The following is a 25,821-nucleotide window of genomic DNA, read 5'->3' on the forward strand; positions in this document are numbered from 1 at the left end:
GAAGCATATACAATGGCGGATACCATATTTTTATACAAGGGTACCGATAAGAAAGGAAAAGCAGTTCAAGGGGAGCTTAAGGGCGCAAGTACCGCGCTTGTAAAAGCCCAATTACTAAGACAAGGCGTAAAGGTAAAAACCGTTCGCAAAAAGCCTAAACCCCTATTTGGGGCCGGCAGAGCTATTAAGCCTCAAGATATTGCTATTTTTACCCGCCAAATGGCTACGATGATGAAAGCTGGCGTACCATTGGTACAGAGTTTTGAAATTGTTGCGGAAGGCGTCGACAACCCTCGCTTGTCCGATTTAATTCTCGAAATTAAAGACGGAGTTGCATCAGGTAGTGGCTTTGCAAGTTCACTACGACAACACCCAAAGTATTTTGATGATTTGTTTTGCAGTCTAGTGGAATCTGGTGAGCAATCTGGTGCGCTGGAAACAATGCTAGACAGGATTGCGACCTATAAAGAAAAGACTGAAGCTCTAAAAGCGAAAATTAAAAAGGCTATGACCTACCCAATAGCAGTGCTTATTGTAGCCTTCATTGTAACCGGTATTTTGCTGGTAAAAGTGGTACCTCAATTTGCTGAGACCTTTTCGAGCTTTGGCGCTGACCTGCCAGCTTTTACCCTATTTGTTTTAGGTTTATCCAATACCGTACAAGAGATATGGTACCTCATTCTTGGAGCGGTAATTCTATTAGTCTGGCTCTTTTCTCAAGCTCGCAAGAAATCACAGAAGTTTTCCGATGGTGTCGACAAAGTTACACTTAAGCTGCCAATTATTGGCAATATTGTGTACAACTCTATCATCGCCCGTTTTGCGCGGACCTTAGCGACCACCTTTGCCGCTGGTGTACCCCTGATTGACGCCCTTACCTCTGTTTCTGGTGCCGCCGGCAATGCCCTGTATCGAGACTCAATTCTAAACATTAGGGACGAAGTTGCTACTGGCATGACCATGAATAGCTGCCTTCGAAGCGCCGGAATTTATCCGTCCATGTTGATACAAATGACAGCAATTGGTGAAGAGTCTGGCTCGCTTGATGAAATGTTAGATAAAGTGGCCATTTTTTATGAGGAAGAAGTCGACAACATGGTAGACAATCTAACCACTCTATTAGAGCCAATGATTATGGCTATTTTAGGCGTATTAGTAGGCGGCCTAATGATCGCCATGTACCTACCTATCTTCCAATTGGGACAGGTGGTTTAAGGCCAAATCATGCTGCAAGATGTATTCAGCCAATACCCTGGCGCGCTCGCCGGGGTTGTTTGTATTTTAGGTCTGCTGGTTGGCAGTTTTTTAAATGTGGTTATCTATCGCCTCCCCAAAATGCTCGAACGTGAGTGGAAGCATTATTGTGGCGAAATCTTAGAGCTAGAAAAAAGTGAGCATGAAGCTCCAAAAGAAGAATTTAACCTAGTTGTACCCGCATCCACCTGCCCTAGCTGCGATCATAAAATTCGCGCATGGGAAAATATCCCTGTTATAAGCTATTTATTTTTACGCGGGCGCTGCAGCAACTGCAAAACCAGCATCTCAATTCGCTACCCCATCATTGAAGCGGTGACCGCAGCACTCTCAGCTGTGCTTGCAATAAAATTCGGTTTTAGCTGGCAGCTTGCCGCTGCACTGCTATTAACTTGGGCATTGATATCACTCACCATGATTGATATCGACACCCAGCTACTACCAGACAATATCACCATACCTTTGCTGTGGCTGGGCCTTATTCTCAATAGCCAAGGCTTGTTTACTAGCCTAACGGACGCCTTATGGGGCGCCGTATTTGGCTACTTAAGCCTCTGGTCAGTGTATTGGATATTTAAGCTACTCACCCAAAAAGAAGGCATGGGCTATGGCGATTTCAAATTGCTGGCCGCACTTGGTGCTTGGATGGGATGGCAAGCCCTGCCCGTTACGATACTATTATCGTCTGTCGTAGGGGCAGTGATCGGCATCGCCGGCATTTTGATTATGGGCCGCGATAAAAATATTCCCATTCCCTTTGGCCCCTATCTCGCCATCGCTGGCTGGATTTACTTTATGTGGGGCGAAGCGATAGTAAACGCCTACCTAAATCTGTATAAATAAACGCTATGCAAGAACAAAAATGGGTAGTCGGCCTTACCGGCGGCATTGGCAGCGGTAAAACGGCCGTCTCGGATCGCTTTGCCTTAAAAGGTATTGTGGTTGTCGATGCGGACATTGCTTCGCGCACTATTGTAGAGCCCGGCAAACCCGCGCTGCTGGAAATCGCCGAGCATTTTGGCGCCGATATAATCAACAAGGAAGGCCAACTGGACCGGGCAAAATTACGCGAAATTGTATTCGCCGATCCAACGCAACGCAGTAAGCTAGAGGCCATTACGCACCCCCGTATTCGCGATGAAATTATTTATGGCATCACTACGGCTAGCAGTCCTTATGTCATTTTAGCCTCACCATTACTGATGGAAACTGATCAACACAGCATGTGTGATCGCATTTTATTGGTGGATGTGCCAGAAGCCTTACAGCTAGAGCGAGCTAGTGCCCGAGATGGTGTAAGCGTTGAGCAAATCAAAGCGATAATGGCTGCGCAAACCAGTCGAGATAAGCGCCAAGCTAGTGCCGACGACATTATTGTTAACGATCGCGACCTCACTTGGCTAGATCACGAGGTCGAACGTCTTCATGCTCATTATATTACGCTTAGCACAAAGGCTTGATCCCAAAGCAATGCCCGCTTAAGCTTGAGGCTAAATATACGCCCAAAGCCAAACAGCAGCACAGCCAAGAGAACTCTCCATGAGCAAAGAAATCAGCTTACAATGCCCAACTTGCAAGAGCGAAGTAAAGTGGAATGATGATTTTCCGCAGCGCCCTTTTTGCAGTGCACGCTGCCAGTTGATTGATTTAGGTGAATGGGCGAACGAAAGCCATAAAATTGCTGGCTCTTCGATCTATGAAGATATGCTAAGTGGCGATCTTGAAGCCGCCACGATGATAAACCCTGATGCTAAAATTCAGCACTAGCAAGCTTTAAAACTGTTTCTGCAAGCACTTTACAATGGCCTCGTTCGCAGCGGGAAAAGCGTACTGGTTCAGTTCAGCTAATGGCACCCAGCGTAACTCCTGCCCTTCCAAACCCTTCTCCTGGCCGCTAAAGTCGTCTACCTGCCAGATATCCAAGAATACAGCTTTATCACCATAGTCATGGCTTACATCCATTAAAGGGCTGGCAGCAAGAAGCTCAATATCAAGCTCTTCTTTAAGTTCACGGGACAGGGCGTCACGAGGCTCTTCGCCTTGCTCAAGTTTGCCACCGGGAAATTCCCATAAGCCGCCCTGATGAAGATGCTCAGGCCTTTTAGCGAGCAAAATACTCTTAGCTTTGTCAGCCTTGCCCCAAATAACACCCACCATGACATGCACTGTTTTTTTCATTGCTTAAACGATTCTGTTAACGGCTTACTATCACTATGAACGGTAGTCGGCATTGATGGTTACGTAATCGTGGGAGAGATCACTGGTCCAAACAGTTTCGGAAACACTGCCGCGATTTAAATGAATACGAATAGTAATTTCTTCTTGATCCATAACCTTTTGCCCTGCGGCTTCGGTATAGCTTTCTGCGCGGCCGCCGTTTTCAACAATAAGCACATCATCTAAATGTACGGTTACCAACTTATCATCTAAGCCTTCCACACCAGCATAGCCAATAGCAGCTACGATTCGCCCCCAGTTAGGGTCGCTGGCAAATAGTGCCGTTTTCACCAAGGGCGATTGCGCCACTGCGTAGGCGACTTTCAAACACTCCTCTTGATTAGCACCACCAGCAACTTCTACAGTGACAAACTTAGTGGCGCCCTCACCGTCGGAAACAATAGATTTGGCCAACTCAATTAAGATTTTCTCGATGGAAGCATATAAGGCTAGTGCCGCTGAGCTTTTGGCATCATCGATATGGGCTAAAGCTGCGGTTCCTGTTGCCATTAAAATACAAGAATCATTGGTGGAGGTATCACCATCAACAGTAATACGATTAAACGAAGCTTCTGCGGCGCGAGAAACCATATCTTGCAATACATTGCTGCAAACATCCGCATCCGTCGCAATATAGGCCAACATGGTAGCCATATCCGGCCTGATCATGCCCGAGCCCTTGGCAATTCCCGTAACGGTAATAGTGTGGCCATCGATCTCGATCTGCTCACTGGCACCCTTAGGGCGAGTGTCCGTCGTCATTATCGCGCGTGCGGCCTGCTTCCAAGCATCTTCTTCTAAGGCGGCCATAGCCTCAGGAATACCTGCCAATAAATTATCCATTGGCAATAGCTCACCGATAACACCTGTTGAAAATGGCAATACCTGCTCGGTTTTGGTGCCAGAGATCTCAGCAATTTTTGCACAGCTCGCCATTGCATCTGCTAAGCCCTGCTCGCCAGTGCAAGCATTGGCATTACCGGAATTCACAATCAGATATCGAATATCGCCAGGAAGGTGGTTTTTACACACTGCAACCGGGGCCGCACAAAAGGCATTTTTAGTAAATACACCGGCAACACTCGAGTTTGGGCCTAGCTCCATAATGAGCAAATCATCGCGGTCGGTGTAGCGGATATTGGCCGAAACCGATGCCAAACGAAGGCCTTTAATTGGGTGCATTTTAGGAAAAGGAAAGTTGCCCACTGCCATGGTGAATCCTACTTTTAATAGTTTTATCGGGTACTGCGCTGCATCCAGCGTTCGATGCGACATTTCAAATCAATTAATATAAATTGATAAAGCTAAGTTATTGTACCGTGAAGCGAAGCGCTGTGCTTCAAGCAATAGTGGTAAAAAAGGCTTAATTGATCAGTTTGCAAGCAAAGAAGATGGCAAATAGCCAACACAAGAAATAAAAAAGGCCCGCTAAGCGAGCCTTTTAAAATAGTTAACGCTTAAGCAATTAACTTAGCTTGCCGTGGCACTGCTTATACTTTTTGCCAGAGCCACAAGGACAGGCGTCATTTCGGCCTACCTTGGCACCTTGTCGCACAAATGGCTTGTCAGCTTCATCAGGATCCATTTCAGCTTCTTGCTCCAATGCCGAAGCTGAAGCGTGCTCAAGCTCCATAGCCTGTTGCTTTAGAGCCTCTAAGCGCTGGCGCTCCATCTCTGCAACCTGCTCTTCACTCATTGGCTCTACACGGAACAGTACACGCACAACTTCATGCTTCAAATTGTTTAGCATGGTTTCGAACATCTCGAAAGATTCGCGCTTGTATTCCTGTTTAGGGTTCTTCTGTGCATAAGCACGCAGGCCGATACCCTGGCGCAAATGATCCATGTTAGAAAGGTGTTCTTTCCACAACACATCAAGGATCTGCAGCATTACCTGACGTTCAATATCGCGCATGGCTTCACCAACGCGCTCGCACTTCTCGTCATAAACTTTTTGCAGCTCTTCGGCAATGCGATCACGCAACTGCTCTTCATCCATATGGTTGTCTTCATCCAACCATTTTTGCAGCGGCAGCTCCGCACCAAACTCATTATGGATATGCTGCTCTAAACCAGGTACATCCCACTGCTCTTCCACGCTCATTGGTGGAATAAAATCAGCGGTAACATCATGGATTACATCGGCTCGAATCGCGGTTACGGTTTCAGCGATATCTTCAGTTTCCAGTAACTCATTGCGCTGGTTATAAACCACCTGACGCTGATCATTGGCAACATCATCAAATTCTAAAAGCTGCTTACGAATGTCGAAGTTACGACCTTCTACTTTACGCTGGGCTTTTTCGATGGCGTTGGTCATCATCTTATGTTCGATGGCCTCGCCCTTCTCCATATCCATAGCCTGCATAAAGCCGCGCAGACGATCAGACACAAAGATACGCATCAAGTTATCTTCTAGGGAAAGGTAAAAACGAGAGAAGCCAGGATCACCCTGACGACCCGCACGACCACGCAGCTGATTATCGATACGACGTGATTCATGACGTTCTGTACACAGGATATGCAGGCCACCTGCTTCAAGTACCGTTTTATGGCGCTCTTCCCAATCTTCTTTAATCTTATCGATCTCGGCCTGGCTTGGGTTTTCTAGCTGGGCAACCTCGGCTTCCCAGTTACCGCCCAATACAATATCGGTACCACGACCGGCCATATTGGTGGCAATGGTTACTTTAGCAGGGCGGCCCGCCTCAGCAACAATCGATGCTTCTTGCTGGTGGAACTTAGCATTAAGAACCTTGTGCTCAATGCCTGACTTTTTCAGGCGCTTAGACATCTCTTCAGAAGATTCAATCGACGCAGTACCCACCAATACTGGCGCGTTACGCTCCTGACAATCTTTAATATCTTCAACAATCGCGTCAAACTTCTCTTCGGTGGTCATATAGACCAAATCGTTAAAGTCTTTACGCTGGATTTCTTTGTTGGTTGGAATGACCACAACATCCAAGTTATAAATCTGGCGAAACTCAAAGGCTTCAGTATCGGCAGTACCCGTCATACCCGATAGCTTCTGATAAATACGGAAGTAGTTCTGGAAGGTGGTAGATGCCAAAGTTTGGCTTTCTTGCTGGATGGTTACACCTTCTTTGGCCTCTAGCGCCTGATGCAAACCTTCAGACAAGCGACGACCATGCATGGTACGGCCAGTGTGCTCATCGATCAGCACTACTTCGTTTTGCTGAACAATATAATCCACATCTTTTTGGAACAGGGTGTGGGCCTTCATAGCCGAGTGCACATGGTGCAGCAAAGCTAGGTTATTCGCGGCGTATAGGCTTTCATCGTCGGCCAGCATACGCTCTCGGATCAATAAATCTTCAACCAGCTGATGACCCACTTCGGTCAATTCAACCTGGCGAGACTTCTCGTCCATGGTGTAATGGGTCTCTTCTTCCAACTGAGGAATCAACTGATTCATGCGGCGATAAAGTTCAGAACTATCTTCTGCCGCACCGGAGATAATCAATGGCGTACGAGCTTCATCGATCAAAATCGAATCCACCTCATCAACTACCGCAAAGTTTAATGGACGCTGAGCTTTATCTTCTCTACGCAGGGCCATATTGTCGCGCAAATAATCAAAGCCAAACTCATTGTTAGTACCGTAGGTAATATCCGCACGATAAGCATCGTATTTTTCTTGCGGGTCTTGCTGAGAGTGAATAACACCAACTGTTAAACCCAACGCTTCATACAGCGGACGCATCCAATTGGCGTCACGGCCGGCAAGATAATCGTTCACCGTTACAATATGCACACCCAAACCAGATAAGGCGTTCAAGTAGGCAGGTAAGGTGGCCACTAAGGTTTTACCTTCACCGGTACGCATTTCGGCGATACGGCCTTCGTGTAGGGTAATGCCACCGATCATCTGTACATCAAAGTGACGCATCCCCATAACTCGATGGCCCGCCTCTCGAACCAAAGCAAAAGCTTCCGGCAGAATAGCGTTTAGGGTTTCACCTTCGGCTACGCGCTCTTTAAAGCTAGCGGTTTTTTCCTTAATTTCAGCATCGCTAAGGGCTTGCATGCTTTCTTCATGGGCATTGATCTTCTTAACCAACTTGCCCATACGCTTCAATTCGCGGCCGTTTTTAGTACCAAAAACTGCTCTAACCAGCTTGCCTATCATGTTATTTACCAATTCCTACGGATGTCCCCTACATATTGGGGCGAATATTGTCAGTTTAAAGCCGCAAAAAGCGGTCAAATTCAAAAAGGTGCCAAGTAAACCCCAAGCAGCCTGCAGGTGCAAGCTTAGGTTCACCTAATAAGAAGAAGTGCTATCGATGTGTACGGTGGATATAAGAGGCAGGGTCTACAGCGCGACCGTTTTTATAAACTTCGAAATGTACATGGGGGCCTGTGGATCGGCCAGATGTGCCCATGGCCGCGATGATATGGCCTTTTTTCACCACATCACCAACTTTTACTTTGATCTCGCTATTATGAGCATAACGAGTCGAGAACCCTTCACCATGGTTGATCTCAACCAACTGGCCATATCCTGAGCGGTCGCTAGCCCAAGTGATCACACCCGCAGCAACCGAAATAACTGGAGAACCCATCTTACCGGCAAAATCAACACCATTATGCCAAGCGACTTTGCCATTGAACGGGTCGGTACGACGCCCAAAGCGCGAAGACATCCAACCTTTTTGGACCGGACGACCAGCCAAGAAAATATCTTTTTCTATCTTACGCTTAGCCATCATGGCATCCAGAATTTCAAGCTGCTGCTCTCGATCTTCGATCTGTTGGCCAAGCTGATCAATCGCATCGATAAATTCGGGGGCTTGGTAGGCATCACCTAAGGCATTTGACTCTGGACCACCTACCGCTGGGGCTCGACTAAAATCGAATTCGCCCTTATCAAGCTTGGCGATACTGGTAAGGCGCTCGCCCAGCGCATCTAAGCGCAGCAAACGTGCTTGCAGCTCTGCCATACGCAAAGTTAAGGCAGCAACCTTTTCACGGGCATCGCGACCGGCTTCTTGAATATCTTGCTTTTGCTTTACGAGTTCTTTTTGCCAGGCACGGCGGGAATCAGAGCTTAGAAATTCGTTTTCGGCGTCCATTTGGCTGGCTTGCCACAACCAAAATCCACCAACGGTTGCAGGCACGCCAAGTAGGCACAAAGACAATAGCGCAACAGACCACGCACCAACTGTAAAGCTGCGCGTGCTACCGTGATTCTTGCTGACCAGAATAACTTTCATACTTCTAAGCCGCTACGTCAAAAACAATATCTATCTATTTGTTTTACGGCCAAAAGCCGCTTTTTATTAGTGTTCAGATTGATATTCTGAACGTCAAACAAGGCCCCTACTCGCTCTTATCGAGCAAGCTAGCGACCCAGAGACAATTAAAACCGGTGAAACCACCTTCATCGTGGAAGCATTCCTGCCACCACTTTGTAGCCGCAAAGCGATATTCTTCTATTATTGCTTGCCTGCTACTAACGGCTCATTAACCCTGCTAGGCACAAACTTATTTAAGCGCGCCATGCTCAGCCGATAAACCGTCGCTATTATGGTCTAAATGGCCCAATAGCTAAAGTAAGTTTAGGCCATAAACCCCACTAAATCCTATTTGATAATAAAGAAATAGTGTTTTATGTCAAAACAGCGGGGACATCTTTACGAATTAAAGAGCCTATTGCTGTGATTTTATGCACAAAATGATTAAAACGACATTACCGGCTTCATATAGGAAATAGGAGCCGCCGTTTCATCTTCAAAGGTGACCACTTCCCAAGCATCTTCCTGCTCCATTAGCTGTCGCAAGGATTTATTGTTCAGTGCATGACCTGATTTATGAGCTTTAAACTCACCAATTAGGCTGTTGCCCAATAGGTATAGATCGCCAATGGCGTCTAGAACTTTGTGTTTAACAAATTCATCTTCATAGCGCAGACCATCCTCATTAAGGATGCGATATTCATCAACCACAATAGCGTTATCTACGCTACCGCCCTTGGCCAAGCCTTTAGAGCGAAGGTATTCAATTTCGTGCATAAAACCGAAAGTACGGGCACGGCTGACTTCTTTAACAAAAGAGGTGCTAGAGAAGTCAACGGAGGCATCAAGCGTGTGGCCTTTAAAGACCGGATGATCGAAATCGATACTAAAGGAGACCTTAAAGCCGTCAAAGGGGAGGAAACTGGCTGTTTTGTCTCCCTCAGTAACTGTTACTGGTCTTTTAATGCGAATAAACTTTTTAGCAGCTTCCTGTTCAGCGACACCCGCTGATTGCAAAAGGAAGACAAATGGACCGGCACTGCCGTCCATAATCGGCACCTCAGCAGCACTGACTTCGACAATGGCATTATCAATGCCAAGGCCTGCCATCGCTGACAATAAATGCTCTACCGTGGAAACGCGCACATTATCTTTAACCAAGGTCGTCGATAAAGTGGTATCACCTACATTTTCAGCTTTCGCTTCTATATCTACTACTGGGTCTAGATCTACCCGTCGAAATACAATGCCGGTATCGATAGCTGCTGGTAACAAAGTTAGGAAGATTTTCTCCCCAGTATGCAATCCAACACCTGTTGCACGAATGGCATTTTTTAGCGTCCGCTGTTTGATCATATAGGTCTACCGTCTCACACTGGCCCTAAAAGGGGCGCATACTAACAGAAAACCATACTCGGCGCCATTCCTCGCCTTTCTTACAGGCGAAGCCACAACGCAGCTATCAAATATGGCTACAAAGTTCATTCCCCCAAAGCAAGCCGTTCAATTTTTGAACAGCGCTTTGAGTGCACACGCTTTACTGTATTAGTCGGCCTGTCGACGCAAGAATGCTGGAATATCGAGATACTCCATATCCTTCTCTTCAGTCAAAGGGCTAGCCGATGCAGCTGTCGCAGGCTGAGCTGCAGCCTTTTGACGCATTGCGGTTGGCTTATCTAGCTCCGCATAATTCGGCTGACCATTAGGACGACGGGTGTTATCCACCACAACTTTCGTCTCAACAGGCTTAGCTGCCTGAGCTGCTGCACCCAAACCGGTAGCCACTACAGTAACACGCAGCTCTTCTGACATCTCTGGGTCGATAACAGTTCCCACAACCACAGTTGCATCAGCTGAAGCAAACTCTTCAACCGTATCGCCTACCTCAGTAAACTCACCCAAGGACAAATCCATACCCGCAGTGATGTTCACCAAAATACCGCGAGCACCCTGTAGATTTACATCTTCCAACAACGGAGAGCGGATAGCCGCTTCGGCTGCTTCACGAGCACGATTTTCGCCACTGGCGTGGCCAGTACCCATCATCGCCATGCCCATTTCAGACATTACGGTACGCACATCCGCGAAATCCACGTTGATCATACCTGGGCGGATAATTAGGTCCGCAATACCTTGTACAGCACCAAGTAGCACATCGTTAGCAGCTTTAAAGGCATCCAAAAGAGAAGTTGTGCTACCCAACACAGCTAACAGTTTTTCGTTAGGGATGGTAATTAGCGAATCAACACACTCTTGTAGTTCTTTAATACCCTGATCAGCAACGGTAATACGCTTGCGACCTTCGAATGGGAATGGTTTGGTAACAACCGCTACAGTCAGAATACCCAGCTCGCGAGCAACTTCAGCTACAACTGGCGCTGCACCGGTACCAGTACCACCACCCATACCAGCGGTAATGAAAACCATATCCGCACCACTGATAACATCAGCAATACGCTCACGATCTTCAACAGCCGCTTGACGGCCAACTTCCGGGTTAGCACCAGCACCTAAGCCTTTGGTTAAACCGTTACCTAGCTGTAAAACCGTGCCGGTTTCAACATCTTTAAGGGCTTGAGCATCAGTGTTTGCACATACAAATTCCACACCATCAACATGGTTGGCAATCATATGTTTAACGGCATTACCGCCACCGCCACCTACACCTACAACTTTAATTACTGCACTTTGAGGTACACTATCCACGAGTTCAAACATATCTTTCCCCTTTGTTTTTCCTCAGTAACACTTTGAAAAATGGTCTTGCTGAAAATTCAGCATTAAAATAAATTTTTAAACTTTTCCCACATACCTGTGGGTGCATCCTTACTACTATAATTCGCAGCTTTTCCTTCCTGCTGTTGATTAATTCCATAATTCAACAAGCCTACGCCAGTTGAATAAATAGGATTATTCACAATATCGCTTAAACCCGTTACGTTTTGGGGGGCACCCAAACGAACAGGCATATGGAAGATTTCTTCGGCAAGCTCGACAACCCCTTCCATTTTTGATGTTCCACCAGTCAATACAATGCCAGCTGCCACCAAATCTTCATAACCACTGCGGCGCAATTCAGCTTGCACCAACGTAAATAATTCATCGTAACGAGGCTCTACAACCTCAGCCAAAGCCTGGCGAGATAAATCACGCGGATCACGATCACCCACACTTGGCACTTTAATTGTCTCATCAGCACCCGTTAGCTTGGCCAAAGCGCAAGCGTACTTAATCTTTATTTCTTCCGCGTGCGGCGTAGGCGTGCGTAAGGCCATCGCTATATCATTAGTAACCTGGTCACCGGCAATCGGAATCACACCTGTGTGGCGGATCGAACCCTCGGTAAAGATGGCAATATCTGTAGTGCCACCACCTATATCCACCAAACAAACACCCAGTTCTTTTTCATCGTCAGTTAGCACCGAATAGGCAGAGGCTAGCTGCTCTAAAATAATATCTTCTACTTCTAATCCACAGCGACGAATACACTTCTCAATATTTTGCGCAGCGTTTTGTGCGCAAGTCACCAAATGTACTTTCGCCTCAAGGCGTACGCCCGACATACCCAAAGGCTCTTTTACGCCTTCTTGCTCATCGATCAAATATTCCTGCGGCAAGATATGCAGTATTTTTTGATCAGCCGGAATCGCCACTGCCTGCGCCGCATCGATAACGCGGTCAACATCCTGACTAAACACTTCACGATCTTTAATGGCCACAATACCGTGGGAATTCATACTGCGAATATGACTGCCTGCGATACCCGCGTATACAGAATGAATCTGGCAACCCGCCATCAGCTCAGCCTCTTCAACCGCTCGCTGGATAGACTGCACAGTCGATTCAATATTTACCACTACGCCCTTTTTCAAACCATTAGAGCGGTGAGAACCAATACCTACTACTTCCAACTGACCATCAACACCAATCTCGCCCACTATCGCGACGACTTTCGAAGTGCCGATATCCAAGCCAACAATCATTTTGTTTTCGCTTGAATTTGCCATTTATATTCCCCTGTTGGCCTAGTGGCCACTCAAATTCAATGTGAAGGCGCTGCCGCCAATTCATTTATAGGCTCGCGCCAACTAACTGAAAATCCATTTTCATAACGCAAATCAATCGCTGCAATCTGCGCCGTTTTATCTTTTAAGCTTCTTGGATACACCGCCAATAAGCGCTGTACCTTTTCAACCAATTGATCCCGCCCCAGCTTTAACAACCAACCATTGTCCAGCTTTAACTGCCAGGACATACGGTCATTAGCTGACAACTCAGTTACCGTTAGATCGTAGCTCGACAGCAACTGATTAAATCTTTTAAAACTACTCATCACCAAGGCAGCCGATTCCTCTGGGCCATTGAGCTTTGGCAAATCTTTTAGCAGCTCACCGGCATCCGAGGCCTTGACCACCTTGCCCTGCGCGCTCAAAAAGCCGTAATCATCCCAGCGAGCAATGGGCACTTCTTCAAATACTTTTACCGTAAGCTGATCCGGCCAATTCCGACTCAATACGACACGCGCCACCCAAGCTTCTTCTTCCAGCTCACTTTTGATCACCGCCAGCTTAAGCTGCAAAAAGCTGCGATCAATTAAAGGCTTTACTCGCTCGCTTAAGACCTCTTTCTTAATAAATCTAAACTCACCTTCAATGGCCACTTTGGCCACCGGTCTATCAACAGTCTCCAGTAATGGCTGCCGGCCAAAAACCACCAATACCGCAACTAGCGCCAACAACAAAGTCATGCTGCCATAATAGCCCCAGCGAATTTCACGCTTCGGCTTTGGCTCGGCATTGGGCTTTCTTATCGCCCCTCTTTGTCGCGACTGACTCATAACTAAAATCAGCCCTTAATGATTAATCGCACTGCTATATAAAACTTGCGCAACCAAATGCTCAAAGTCTTTACCTGCAGCCTTTGCCGCCATAGGCACCAAACTATGGCTGGTCATACCGGGAACGGTATTCACTTCGAGCACATAAAACTTGCCCTGCTCATCGGCCATAACATCAACCCGCCCCCAGTCTTTACAACCCAAACTATCAAAAGCACGCTTGGCCAGAGCTTTTAATTCTTGTTCTTTGTCTTCTGGCAAACCGCAAGGGCACAAATAGCGAGTTTCATCAGAAATATATTTAGCGTCGTAATCGTAAAACTGATTATCGGTTTCCAGTTTGATCGCCGGTAGCACCTCATCAGACAACACCGCCACGGTGAATTCTGCACCTCGAATCAAACGTTCAGCGATAACACATTTATCGTATTTCGAGGCTTCAACAAAAGCCTTTTGCAATTCATCGGCGCTGTGTGCCGGAGCCATGCCAATACTGGAGCCTTCACTGGCAGGCTTAACCATGACCGAGCCACCAAGGCGAGTCATAATCTCTGCCCAATCACTGTCAGCATCAAGCTCACAAAAATCGGCCGTACTCAGCCCCATGCCACGCCACAAATATTTACAACGCAGTTTATCCATTGCATGCGCCGAGGCATTTACAGCACTGCCGGTATACGGGATGCCCATATATCCCAACAAAGCTTGTATACGACCATCTTCACCCGCACCACCATGCAAAGCGATAAAAGCGTGATCTGGCCTATCTTGCTCTAAAGCTTCAATAGCATTGCTACCGATGTCCATTGCAAAGGCATCCACTGATAAATTTTGCAATGCACTTAAAATAGCGGCGCCACTTTGCAAAGACACTTCGCGCTCCGCGGAATCACCACCCAACAAAACAGCCACGCGCCCCATTGCAGATAGCTTTTTCGCTAGGGCGTTTTTATCGTTCAGTATGTTTTGTTCTACTTGCTTCATAATTTAACTCAATACACTTTACTGACGACCAAATTTGCTATTCGCCAAAGTCGTCGCCAAGGCCCCGACATTACCGGCGCCTTGGGTAATCACAATATCGCCAGGGCGAACCAAATTGGCCAGTAGCTCTGGCACTTGCTCAGGCTCTGCCGCAAATACAGGGTCTACTGCACCGCGAGTTCGAATACTGCGACACAGACTACGACCATCAGCGCCCGGCACAACGGCTTCGCCTGCGCTATAGACTTCTAACAACACCAAAGCATCAACCGCCGACAATACTTCAACAAAATCTTCGTACAAATCACGAGTACGCGAATAGCGATGCGGCTGATAAACCATCAGCAATCTACGTTCCGGCCAGCCTTCACGCACTGCCTTAATAGTGGCTGCCACTTCGGTTGGGTGATGACCATAGTCATCAACCAACATCGCTGTTCCGCTGCCCACTTCGATATCGCCATAAACCTGAAAACGTCGGCCGACACCTTCAAATTGAGCAAGCCCATTTTGAATGGCCTTATCATCAACGCCTTCATCAGTAGCAACAGCAATCGCCGCTGTTGCATTCAATACATTGTGCAGGCCTGGCATGGACACACTAACGGACAAATCTTCTTCGATTCCCGGGCGACGCACTTTAAAAGTACTGCGCATCCCTTCTTGCTCTACATTGTAAGCATAGAAATCATTGTGCTCTGATAAACCATAGGACAACACTGGGCGTGAAATTTCAGGCAAAATTTCATTAATTACGGGATCGTCGCCGCACACTACAGCCAAACCATAAAAAGGCAGATTGTGTAAAAACTCTACAAAAGTGTGTTTGAGCTTGGCAAAATCACCTTCATAGGTATCCATATGGTCCGCTTCGATATTGGTAATAACCGAAACCATAGGCTGCAAATGTAAAAACGAAGCATCACTTTCATCAGCTTCAGCAACAAGGTATCGACTTGCACCCAACTTGGCGTTACTGCCCGCGCTATTTAACAAACCACCAATAACAAAAGTTGGATCTTTATCGCCCGCTGCCAAAACAGAGGAGATCAAACTGGTAGTGGTTGTCTTACCGTGGGTACCCGCAACGGCAATGCCATGACGATAGCGCATCAGCTCGGCCAACATTTCAGCACGTCGAACAATCGGAATACGATTCGCACGAGCCGAAATGATTTCAGGGTTTTGCTCATCAATCGCGGTGGAGTTCACCACCACATCTACGCCATCAATATTCTCTGCTTTATGTCCGATGAAAATCTGAGCACCCATAGCCTGCAAGCGCACAGTATTACCAGACTCACGAATATCGGAGCCAGAAATTTCATAATTCTGATTTAACAACACCTCAGCAATGCCGCTCATGCCCGCACCGCCTATACCGATAAAATGTATACGACGAATACGGCGCATTTCCGGTATATCAATTACATAGTCAGCCATGACCGGCCTCCACACATACATCAGCCACCCTCTCGGTAGCATTCGGGCTTGCAAGAGCACGACCTTTTGCTGCCATTTCTACTAATACTTCTGGGTCTGATAATAATTCTTCTAATAAACTCGCCAATTTATCAGCGTCCAACTCACTTTGCTGGATCACTTTGGCCGCACCAGCGTCTAGCAACCACTGAGCATTTTTTGTCTGATGATCATCAATTGCATGGGGGAATGGAACAAATACCGCTGCTACACCAACCGCCGCAATTTCCGAAACTGTCAAAGCCCCCGCACGACAAACAATAAAATCTGCCCAGCTATAAGCCGCCGCCATATCTTCTATAAAGGCATCTACCCGCGCATCTACATTCGCCAACTGATACGATTCTCGGCACGAGGTTAAATGACGCTCACCACATTGATGCCACACTTGTGGTCGCTGCTCTGCGCTCAGCAGCTTAAGAGCCGCTGGCATCATTTCGTTGATCGCCATTGCACCTAAACTGCCACCAAGAACCAATAAACGAGGGCTCGCGCCGCTGGCAAGTCGGGCTTCTATGCGCTTGTCATCATTCCACAACTCGCTTACCTCTTCGCGAATAGGGTTGCCGGTTTGCTCAGCCCCTTTTAATGCGCCAGGAAAAGCCTGTAATTTTCTCGTTGCTGCTAGCTTTGCCAGCAAGCAATTGGTTGTACCCGCAACAGCGTTTTGCTCATGAATAACCAAGGGCACGCCAGCCAAACGGGCCGCAATACCACCTGGACCGGAAGCAAAGCCTCCCATTCCCAAAACAGCATTGGGCTGCACGCGCCTAATAACTTTTGCCGCCTGGGCTATGGCCTTATTAATAAGGAAAGGTGCTTTTAATAAGCTCGCAATACCTTTGCCACGTACACCTTCGACATCTAAATAGTGCAGCTCGATACCTGCTGCAGGTACCAGTTTTGCTTCGATACCTTTGCGTGTACCCAACCATTGAATCTCTGCACCGCGCTGTTGTAATTCCTTGGCTACAGTAAGCGCGGGAATGACATGGCCGCCGGTGCCTCCGGCCATTAATAAATAACTGTGCCCAGCTAAGCTGGCGGCTTGCGCTGTCATGCGGCCAACTCCTCTACAGCTTTTGTCTTTTTGCGGGGCATACGTTTAACTTTAGGTTTCAGTAATGCGTTTCGGCGTAATTCCCAATCCAAACGCAGGATAAAACCAATAAGCGCAAAGTTTGCAATTAAGCTACTGCCACCCCAGCTAACAAATGGCAATGTCAAACCTTTGGTTGGCAAGAAACCAGATGCCACACCAACATTAATAAGCACTTGAGTAGAAAACATCGCTGCCACACCAAAGCACGCTAAGGCAGCAAATTTATCGTCCGCAGCCATAGCTCGGCGAGAAATTCCTAAAATACGCGCAATAAAGGCAACAAATAAGCCCAGCATTAGCAACACACCTAAGAGGCCGAATTCTTCAGCCAATATCGCAAAAATAAAATCGGTGTGAGCCTCAGGTAAATAAAACAGCTTTTGGATGCTGTTTCCTAAGCCAGAGCCAAACCATTCGCCACGACCAAAAGCGATCAGCGATTGAGTTAGCTGATAGCCACCGCCGTACTGATCAGCCCAAGGATCTAAATAACTCACCAGGCGCTGTAATCGATAAGGTGTAGCGGTCGCCAATACAGCAAGGCCGCCAGCTCCCAACAGCACCAACAATAAGAACTGGTGTAAGCGAACTCCAGCCAGAAATAACATCGACATAGCGGTTACGGTAATAACTACCGTACTACCGAAATCAGGCTCAAGAATTAATAAAGCCGCAATCAATACAACACTAGCGATGGAAATACCAAAACCTTTCCAACCATTTAGCAAATCTTCCTGGCGTCGGCTTAAATAACTCGCAAAAAACACAATCACGCAAAACTTCACCACCTCTGAAGCTTGCACAGTGATAAAACCTAGATTAAACCAACGCTGTGAACCATTGACTCGTTTACCCAAACCAGGCACCAAAACCAAGGTCAGCAAAATTAACGCTAGCAACAAAAATAGCGGGCCATATCGACGCCATAATTGACTCGGTAAAGCCGCGATAAAACAGGCCCCGATCATACCCAGCACAATATAAACCGTATGGCGTTTAGCAAAATGCAGACTATCCCCAAACAAACTATCGGCAATACTCACCGATGAGGAAGCCACCAAAATAATTCCGCAAGAAATAATCGCCCACAATAAAGTTAGCAATGGCCAATCGACGCTGGCCATTACCGGGCTAGCATAAGCACTTGCTGCTTGCTTGCTCGCCTTTGGCTTGCACTTGGCAGGAAGTTTAACGGCGGCCAACTCAGTCATGGCTCACCTCCTGCACGGCATCTTTAAATGCCTGGCCTCGCGCCTCAAAGCTGGCAAACATATCGAAGCTGGCACAGGCTGGCGATAGCAGTATCGCATCCCCCACCTGAGCTAAACGAAAGGCTTCTTTTACCGCAGAGGACATATCATCGGCAAAACTGATGTCTGCAACAGAGCTATCCAAAGAAGCGGCAATCTTTGCGGCATCTTCGCCAATGCATACCAGGGCACGGCAGTATTTTTCTACAGCTGGGCGTAACTCATCAAAATTAGCCCCTTTACCAACGCCACCTGCGATCAATACTAATTTTTGCTTGGGCCCCAAGCCTTCCAATGCCGCAATACTGGCGCCAGTGTTAGTGCCTTTCGAATCATTAATAAAGTCGACGCCAGCTACAGTTGCAACAAACTCACAACGATGGGGCAAACCCGAAAAATCTTGCAGTGCGGCCAACATAGCACCTAATGGCAAGCCTGCGGCTTCACCCAAAGCCAAAGCGGCCAATGCATTTTGTACATTATGCTGCCCGGGTAACGATAAACTTGCCGCCGGCAAGAGCAGATCCAAACCCTTAGCCAAATACTCCACGCCATCACGTAGGCGGACACCATACTGGCCCAAATCAGGCTCATTAAGACCAAAGCTAATAGCCGAAACGCCTTGAGCCATGAGTGCTTGTGTCAGCGGATCATGGCGATTAAAAACAATATTCTGGGCACCGCGATACACTTTTTGCTTGGCCTGATGATAAGCCGCCATTCCCTCATAGCGATCTTGATGATCAGCGCTAACATTGAGAATAGTGGCAACTTTTGCATTGAGCTGAGGCGTCGCCTCTAACTGAAAACTGGAAAGCTCTAAAATGTATAAAGACTTTTTAGGCTGCTCCAGCAGAGATAGCACTGCCGTACCGATATTGCCACCAACGGCATAATCAATGGCCGCTTTTTCAGCCATATGGGCTAGCCAAGCCGTCACCGTACTCTTTGCGTTCGAGCCAGTAATGGCAACAATGTCGCCTTCACACTGCTCTGCAAACAGAGACATATCGCCATGAACTTTTATGCCCGCATTAATAGCAGCTTGCAGAGCTGAATCAGCCATTGGAAAACCAGGACTAAGCAAAATCTCATTGGCAGCCATCAAGCTTTCCTGGTGCAGGCCGCCAAGATGCACAGCGCGTAAATAAGCGCTATCTGCAAATTCTTCTTCAAGCTGATTCAACATAGGCGGCTGCTTACGGGTATCCATAACCACAAAAGCAATGCCTTTGGCCTCTAGATAACGCGCATAGGACAGCCCAGTGAGTCCTAGACCCACAATCGCTATCATTTTGTCGCTACCTATTAACATACTATTCTCTGTTCAAGTTTTGTTTTCTGCTGTTCTAAATCTAGCGCAGCTTTAATGTCGCCAGACCAAACATCACCAGCATTACCGTAATAATCCAAAAACGTACGATTACTCTTGGCTCTGGCCAGCCCTTTAATTCAAAGTGGTGATGCAGTGGCGCCATTCTGAAGATCCGTCGCCCTGTCAATTTGTAGGAACCCACTTGCAAAATTACGGAGACAGTTTCCATCACAAATACGCCTCCCATAATGAAGAAGACGATCTCATGCCTTACGATAACCGCGATTATGCCCAGCGCCGCACCAAGTGCTAGAGCGCCAACATCACCCATAAATACTTGCGCTGGATAAGTGTTAAACCATAAGAAGCCCAAGCCGGCACCCCCTAATGCGGCACAAAAAATTACCAGCTCACCAGCACCCTCGACATAAGGTATATTCAGATACTCGGCGAAATTCGCATTACCGGCCAAATAGGCGATAACCCCCAGCGCGCCACCCACCATAACCGTTGGCATAATGGCCAAGCCATCAAGGCCATCTGTTAAGTTAACCGCGTTACTAGAGCCGACTACCACAAAGTAGGTCAGCACTATGTAGAAAATGCCTAGATCTAACACAGCGTTTTTGAAAAACGGAAAAATTAATTGTGTTTCAACAGGGCTGATCGCAGTGCTATACAAAAAGTACGCAGCCCCCAAGCCACCAATCGACTGCCAGAAATATTTCCAGCGAGCAGGCAAGCCACGAGAATTATTCTCCACGACCTTACGATAGTCATCGACCCAACCAACGGCGCCAAAAATAGCCGTTACAGCCAAAACAACCCATACATAGCGATTACTCAAATCCGACCAAAGCAGCGCTGAAATAAAGATGCTGGCCAAAATTAAAGTGCCACCCATTGTGGGAGTGCCACTTTTGCTTAAGTGAGATTCCGGACCATCATCCCGTACAGCCTGCCCAATTTGCAGACTGTTTAAACGTCGAATCATCCAGGGGCCTAACCACAGAGATAACCCCAGGGCTGTCATTACCCCCAAAATTGCCCGCATCGTTAGATACTGAATAACAGCGAAACCGCTCACATATTGCTGCAGGTACTCAGCCAACCAAACTAACATGACACCCCCGGGGATTTTTTGCTTTCGGCATCAGACATTAAAGCCTGAACTACCTCTTCCATTGCCGCACTACGCGAACCTTTAACAAGCACTGTGCAGGAGCCCGACAATTCTGATTTCAATTCTTCGATCAAACTGCGCTTATCTTGAAAGTGCTTTCCGGCACTGCACTTGCTGGCAGCATGCTTTGATAAATCACCTACACAGAACAAAGCGCTGATGGCCTTATCCTGTGCATATTGACCAATTTTTTTATGAAGTTTTTTCTCTTCAGGCCCCAACTCGCCCATATCACCCAAAACCAAAATCGTTTTACCTTCCTGATCGGCTAGCATATCGATTGCTGCCTGAACTGATCCTGGATTAGCGTTATAGCTATCATCAATAATTTGGGCGCCTGAGACATGTTCAAAACGCTGCATCCTGCCTGCAGCATTTTTCGCCGAGGACAAACCTTGCACGATAGTTTCCAACGACACAGAACAAGCATAAGCACAGCTTGCCGCCGCCAAAGCATTGGCTACATTGTGACGACCCGGCATTGCCAGCTGAACTCTTTGTGTTGCAATGGGCGTTGTTAAATCAAAGGCGTAACAAGCATCGGCTAACAATTCGATATTGCTCGCGTAGATATCGGCCTGCACAGAATCAGTACTGTAACGAACGATCTGTGATTCCGCTAAGCCACCGGCCCAGCGATCGGCGTACTCACAATCCTCATTAATAATTGCTTTTGCAGATTCAGACAAGCCTTGGTAGATTTCACCCTTGGCCATCGCCACACCATCCAGGCTACCAAAGCCCTCAAGATGCGCTGCCATAACATTGTTCACCATCACAACAGTGGGCTTAGCAATTGAGCTGAGATAAGCAATTTCACCAGGGCCACTGGCACCCATTTCAATCACTGCATACTCAGTGTCAGCCTGCAAATCAAATAGCGTTAAAGGCACACCGATATGGTTATTCAGATTACCCTTGGTTGCCAAAGTCGGCCCTAGCAATGAAAAGATGCTAGCCAACATTTGTTTGACAGTGGTCTTTCCGCTGCTGCCAGTAATACCAACTACCGGACCACGAAAAGACTGACGAAACATTTGCGCAATTGACGCCAGGGCAGCATAGCAATCTGGAACCACTAGCTGTGGAATCTCAATCGTAGCCTGCTGCTCCTCAACTATGGCTGCAGTGGCGCCTTGCGCCTGAGCTTTTACCAAAAATTGATGACCATCGAAATTCTCACCCTTAAGGGCAACGAAGATATCTCCGGCGGACACCTTACGGCTATCCGTGCTCAAGCCTTCAATTGAAATTTCACTATCAATATCCAAGGCCAAAGCAGCCGCTATCTTTTGTAAGCTAAGAGGAAACATTACTGCACTCCTCCCTGCTGAATCTGTTTTTCTTGCAGAAATTTTTCGGCAATGACCCGGTCATCAAACCATAGCTTTTCGCCCTTAACGATTTGATAATCTTCATGCCCCTTACCTGCAATAAGGATACAATCACCATCAACGGCACCAGCGATGGCCTGTTCGATGGCAGACTTTCGGTCAACAACCATTTGCGACTCGATTGCTGAGGCATCGATGCCCGCCTGAATATCATCAAGAATTCGCTGAGGATCTTCATTGCGCGGGTTATCACTGGTCACCCAAATTCTGTCAGCCAAACGAGCAGCGATAGCTCCCATTTGTGGGCGCTTGCCTCTATCTCGATCACCACCGCAACCAAATACACACTGCAGTCGCCCACTGCAATGCTGGCGAACCCCTAACAAGGCTTTTTCAAGAGCATCTGGGGTGTGGGCATAATCTACAACCACAGTAATGCCGGCATGACTAAAAGTTTCTAAACGACCTTTAACAGCACATAACTCAGGCAATAACTCACACAAACTTTCCCAGCTATAACCCTTAGCAATTGCAGCAGCCATCACCGCCAATAGATTGCTCACATTAAAGCCGCCCAGCAACTGAGTTTGTAATTCAGCTCTACCCCAAGGGCTAACGAGCCTTAATGTCATGCCTTCGGAGTGATATTCAGCTGACTCACAATAAATGTCGGCAAATTGATTGGTACAGCTATAAGTTAGGGTTTTTAGACCAGAAGCCTTTAAAACATGCGCAAAAATTTCACCGTACTCATCATCAAGGTTTAATACCGCGGCTGACAAGCCTTTGAAAGTAAACAGCTTTGCTTTGGCCTTAGCGTATGCTGCCATACTGCCGTGATAATCTAGGTGATCACGACTGAGATTGGTAAACACCGCAATATCAAAATCTACAGCGGCAACACGCCCCTGCATCAAACTGTGTGATGAGACCTCCATAGCGACTGACTGCATCCCTGCTTCACGCAGCTCTGCCAAAATCGCTTGGGCTCGAATAGCATCAGGGGTGGTCATACCCGTGTCTTGCAAAGTCATTTTTGCCTTGCGGTCAACTTCGCCATAACCCATAGTCCCTAGCATCGCGGCACGCTGACCCAACAATGCCTGCAACTGTGCAAAAAGCTGAGTACAACTGGTCTTACCATTAGTTCCCGTAAAACCAACAACCGATAAAGCTGTGCTGGGTTCGGCATAAAAGTTCGCCGCAATCCGACTCATTTTGTGGAGCAAAGCTTTTATCGAAACAACAGGCACACCCTGGCGACTAGAAATTGCGCCATGATCCTCGCCGTCCGCTTCTTGCAATACAGCGGCTGCTCCAGCTTTAATGGCCTTATCGATAAAGCGACGACCATCGGTTTCCAAACCCGTCACAGCGATAAAACAATCACCTTGCTTTACTTTTCGACTGTCCTGCTGCAAGCCAGATAAATGCAGATCTTTGTATTCAGCTGCATCAATATCTAAGCCCGACAACAAATGCTGCAAACTGCAGTAATTGGAAGTACTCATTGCACACCCCCAACCATAGCGACTTGCGAGCTATCGCTTATTCTTGGAGGCACACGCAATAAACGCAGCGCAGATTCCGCAACCCGAGAGAAAACAGGGGCTGCCACTTTACCGCCCGAGTAAGCCTGAGTACCCGGCTCATTAATCATGACCACAGCTACAACTTCCGGCGCATCCGCAGGAGCCATACCAGCAAACAAAGACATATAGCGATTTTCGGCATAACCCTTTGAACCTAGCTTGTGAACGGTTCCAGTTTTTCCGGCGACGGGATAATCCGTAATTTGAGCGAGCTTACCAGTACCTTCTTTTTCTGGCACTGTGCTCAACATTTTACGTACCTGCTTTACCAAAGCGGGATCGGCAACCTGATGACTTTCGACACCTTCTTGATGATGTAAAATCGACACAGGACGGAAAGTCCCGTCATTGGCGATAACATTGTAAGCTTGGGCTAGCTGCGCGGCGGTTAAGCTCATGCCATAACCAAAAGAAAAATTGGCATGCTCGGTAACATGCCATTTAGGTCGATTTGGTAAAGTTCCCGTGCGCTCACCAGGAAAACCTGTTCCCGTGACCGCCCCCAAGCCGAAGCGCTGATATATATCCCGTATGGTTTCAGGCTCCATTTGCAAGGCCAGCTTAACAATTCCAACCTGACTGGATTTTGTGAGGATTCGCTCTAGGTTTATTTCGCCGTAATTTACTGGATCGACAAAGGTTTTTCCTGGCACACGAACATAACCTGGATTGGTATCGATCACCGTATCTTTTGAAAACTTACCTGTTTCTAATGCCGCCAGAATGGTTAAAGGCTTCATGGTCGAGCCTGGCTCATATTGATCGGTCAGCGCTCTATTACGTAACTGCTTAGCCTTAATCTTGCTACGATTATTGGGGTTGTACGATGGCTGATTGACCATAGCCAAAACTTCAGAGCTCGCGACATCCAAAATAACCACAGAGCCCGATTTAGCCTTGTAAGCTTTTAGGGCTGTTTTCAATTCGCGATGCGCCATATATTGCAAACGCAAATCAATACTTAAACGTACGTCTTTCCCAGACTGGGCAGCTCGAATCAAACCCGCATCTTTAATGACGCGACCTTTTAAATCCTTAATAACACGCTTGGCGCCCGCCTCACCCTTGAGCCAATGATCATAGGCCAACTCCAAACCTTCCTGGCCTTTACCTTCCACATCGACAAAGCCAACCAAATGAGAAGCCACTTCTGCCGCAGGATAAAAACGTTGATACTCAGTCGTTGCGTAAACCCCATCAACATCCAAGGCCATAACAGCCTCAGCTTTATGTGGCGGCAAGTGACGCTTTAGATACATAAATTCTTTATTGGCAAAACGATCAAATTTTGCAGCCAACTCTGACTGCTTCAAGCCTAAAGCTTTGGCCACCGCGCGCAATTGACCATCATCGTTTTTGAAAAGCTTGGGGTTTGCCCACACCGAAGTTACCGGCGAGCTCACCGCCAAAGGTTCACCATTGCGATCGGTAATTAAGCCACGATAAGCATTAATGGTTTCATGACGAATAGTCCGCGCATTACCCTGGCCTTGCAAAAACTCATAGCCGCGCTCATTCCCCGGAACCACCTGCAGGAACGCTAAATGCCACATCAAGGCAAGCAGCAATAGCGCAATAACAGCAACGGTAAAATGAAAACGCCACTTTGCCAACATCGCTATAGCCAGGCCCTTACCCTTGGCGGGCGCCTGCTTGCGCTTTGATGTTGTGACTTTTTTATTCACCGCTATCTCAATCGTGCTGTTTTGTTATTTAATAATGACCAGCTCATTGGCGGCCGGCGCTTTCATTTTCAATTGTTTTTTAGCTGTTGTTTCAACTCGGCTATAACTGGCTAAAGTGCTTTGCTCGAGAAGATATTGCCCCCAAGCGACCTGATAACCATTAGTCATACGCTTAGCAAGCTCAAGCTGATTCAATTTAATGCGGCTTTTATGGGTACTATCGACGACCGCGATAGCAGATAGCATCACCAGCAACCACAGCAATGCCATGATCAACGGCCAACGCCACTGAAACTCCCCCGATTCTGCCACCTCAAATTCCCTG

21 protein-coding genes and 1 pseudogene are annotated in these 25,821 nt (G+C 47.3%); 4 read left to right on the forward strand and 18 right to left on the reverse strand.

What is annotated here, in order from left to right:
* Positions 1–12: 12 nt before the first annotated feature.
* From Q1A41_RS07035 to yacG, 4 genes are all read left to right on the forward strand, one after another.
* Positions 13–1,215 (forward strand): type II secretion system F family protein, encoded by a 1,203-nt coding sequence (locus Q1A41_RS07035; protein ID WP_299976336.1) that lies wholly within the window; start codon positions 13–15, stop codon positions 1,213–1,215.
* Positions 1,216–1,224: 9 nt separating this feature from the next.
* Positions 1,225–2,097 carry an A24 family peptidase gene (locus Q1A41_RS07040; protein WP_299976340.1) on the forward strand — a complete coding sequence of 291 codons (873 nt, stop codon included), beginning with the start codon at positions 1,225–1,227 and terminating at the stop codon, positions 2,095–2,097.
* Between the two features lie 5 nt (positions 2,098–2,102).
* A complete protein-coding gene (coaE, locus tag Q1A41_RS07045) occupies positions 2,103–2,714 on the forward strand; it encodes a dephospho-CoA kinase (protein ID WP_299976343.1) in 612 nt (203 codons plus the stop codon).
* A gap of 79 nt (positions 2,715–2,793) precedes the next feature.
* The gene (yacG, locus tag Q1A41_RS07050) at positions 2,794–3,021 is read left to right on the forward strand and encodes a DNA gyrase inhibitor YacG (protein ID WP_299976345.1); all 228 of its coding nucleotides are present in this window, start codon (positions 2,794–2,796) and stop codon (positions 3,019–3,021) included.
* Positions 3,022–3,027: 6 nt separating this feature from the next.
* On the opposite strand, the gene mutT is transcribed toward yacG, so the two are convergent.
* The 18 genes and pseudogenes from mutT to ftsL form a co-directional block, all read right to left on the reverse strand.
* A complete protein-coding gene (mutT, locus tag Q1A41_RS07055; protein ID WP_299976348.1) occupies positions 3,028–3,432 on the reverse strand; it encodes an 8-oxo-dGTP diphosphatase MutT in 405 nt (134 codons plus the stop codon).
* Positions 3,433–3,465: 33 nt separating this feature from the next.
* Positions 3,466–4,683 (reverse strand): bifunctional glutamate N-acetyltransferase/amino-acid acetyltransferase ArgJ, encoded by a 1,218-nt coding sequence (gene argJ / locus Q1A41_RS07060; protein WP_299977805.1) that lies wholly within the window; start codon positions 4,681–4,683, stop codon positions 3,466–3,468.
* 253 nt (positions 4,684–4,936) lie between these two features.
* A complete protein-coding gene (gene secA / locus Q1A41_RS07065) occupies positions 4,937–7,624 on the reverse strand; it encodes a preprotein translocase subunit SecA (RefSeq protein WP_299976351.1) in 2,688 nt (895 codons plus the stop codon).
* Positions 7,625–7,775: 151 nt separating this feature from the next.
* Positions 7,776–8,711: a M23 family metallopeptidase gene (locus Q1A41_RS07070; protein ID WP_299976354.1), complete on the reverse strand. Its 936-nt coding sequence runs from the start codon at positions 8,709–8,711 to the stop codon at positions 7,776–7,778.
* A gap of 465 nt (positions 8,712–9,176) precedes the next feature.
* Positions 9,177–10,088: a UDP-3-O-acyl-N-acetylglucosamine deacetylase gene (lpxC, locus tag Q1A41_RS07075; protein ID WP_299976357.1), complete on the reverse strand. Its 912-nt coding sequence runs from the start codon at positions 10,086–10,088 to the stop codon at positions 9,177–9,179.
* Between the two features lie 189 nt (positions 10,089–10,277).
* On the reverse strand, positions 10,278–11,450 hold the full coding sequence (gene ftsZ, locus Q1A41_RS07080) for a cell division protein FtsZ (RefSeq protein WP_299771758.1): 1,173 nt from the start codon (positions 11,448–11,450) through the stop codon (positions 10,278–10,280).
* Between the two features lie 98 nt (positions 11,451–11,548).
* Positions 11,549–12,739, reverse strand: a pseudogene (gene ftsA, locus Q1A41_RS07085) (cell division protein FtsA); the annotation flags it as partial.
* Between the two features lie 35 nt (positions 12,740–12,774).
* Positions 12,775–13,569 carry a cell division protein FtsQ/DivIB gene (locus tag Q1A41_RS07090; RefSeq protein WP_299976363.1) on the reverse strand — a complete coding sequence of 265 codons (795 nt, stop codon included), beginning with the start codon at positions 13,567–13,569 and terminating at the stop codon, positions 12,775–12,777.
* 15 nt (positions 13,570–13,584) lie between these two features.
* Entirely contained in the window at positions 13,585–14,553 is a 969-nt protein-coding gene (locus tag Q1A41_RS07095) for a D-alanine--D-alanine ligase (protein ID WP_299976368.1), read from the reverse strand.
* Positions 14,554–14,571: 18 nt separating this feature from the next.
* Positions 14,572–15,996 (reverse strand): UDP-N-acetylmuramate--L-alanine ligase, encoded by a 1,425-nt coding sequence (gene murC / locus Q1A41_RS07100; RefSeq protein WP_299976371.1) that lies wholly within the window; start codon positions 15,994–15,996, stop codon positions 14,572–14,574.
* Positions 15,989–17,095, reverse strand: a complete 1,107-nt coding sequence (murG, locus tag Q1A41_RS07105; RefSeq protein WP_299976374.1) for an undecaprenyldiphospho-muramoylpentapeptide beta-N-acetylglucosaminyltransferase — start codon at positions 17,093–17,095, stop codon at positions 15,989–15,991. Before murG ends, murC begins: the two co-directional genes overlap by 8 nt.
* Positions 17,092–18,348: a putative lipid II flippase FtsW gene (gene ftsW / locus Q1A41_RS07110; RefSeq protein WP_299976377.1), complete on the reverse strand. Its 1,257-nt coding sequence runs from the start codon at positions 18,346–18,348 to the stop codon at positions 17,092–17,094. Before ftsW ends, murG begins: the two co-directional genes overlap by 4 nt.
* Positions 18,341–19,702 carry a UDP-N-acetylmuramoyl-L-alanine--D-glutamate ligase gene (gene murD, locus Q1A41_RS07115; RefSeq protein ID WP_299976379.1) on the reverse strand — a complete coding sequence of 454 codons (1,362 nt, stop codon included), beginning with the start codon at positions 19,700–19,702 and terminating at the stop codon, positions 18,341–18,343. Before murD ends, ftsW begins: the two co-directional genes overlap by 8 nt.
* Before the next feature lie 40 nt (positions 19,703–19,742).
* Complete coding sequence (gene mraY / locus Q1A41_RS07120) at positions 19,743–20,825, reverse strand: phospho-N-acetylmuramoyl-pentapeptide-transferase (protein WP_299976382.1); 1,083 nt, start codon at positions 20,823–20,825, stop codon at positions 19,743–19,745.
* The gene (gene murF, locus Q1A41_RS07125) at positions 20,819–22,198 is read right to left on the reverse strand and encodes a UDP-N-acetylmuramoyl-tripeptide--D-alanyl-D-alanine ligase (protein WP_299976385.1); all 1,380 of its coding nucleotides are present in this window, start codon (positions 22,196–22,198) and stop codon (positions 20,819–20,821) included. Before murF ends, mraY begins: the two co-directional genes overlap by 7 nt.
* Positions 22,198–23,730, reverse strand: coding sequence for a UDP-N-acetylmuramoyl-L-alanyl-D-glutamate--2,6-diaminopimelate ligase (locus Q1A41_RS07130; protein WP_299976388.1), 1,533 nt, complete (start codon positions 23,728–23,730; stop codon positions 22,198–22,200). The genes murF and Q1A41_RS07130 overlap by 1 nt, the downstream gene beginning before the upstream one ends.
* Entirely contained in the window at positions 23,727–25,496 is a 1,770-nt protein-coding gene (locus tag Q1A41_RS07135; protein ID WP_299976390.1) for a penicillin-binding protein 2, read from the reverse strand. Before Q1A41_RS07135 ends, Q1A41_RS07130 begins: the two co-directional genes overlap by 4 nt.
* Positions 25,497–25,520: 24 nt before the next feature.
* Entirely contained in the window at positions 25,521–25,808 is a 288-nt protein-coding gene (gene ftsL / locus Q1A41_RS07140) for a cell division protein FtsL (protein WP_299976392.1), read from the reverse strand.
* Positions 25,809–25,821: the final 13 nt, after the last annotated feature.

This window comes from uncultured Pseudoteredinibacter sp. (genome assembly GCF_947502065.1).
In the GTDB taxonomy this organism is placed as follows: Bacteria; Pseudomonadota; Gammaproteobacteria; order Pseudomonadales; family Cellvibrionaceae; genus Pseudoteredinibacter.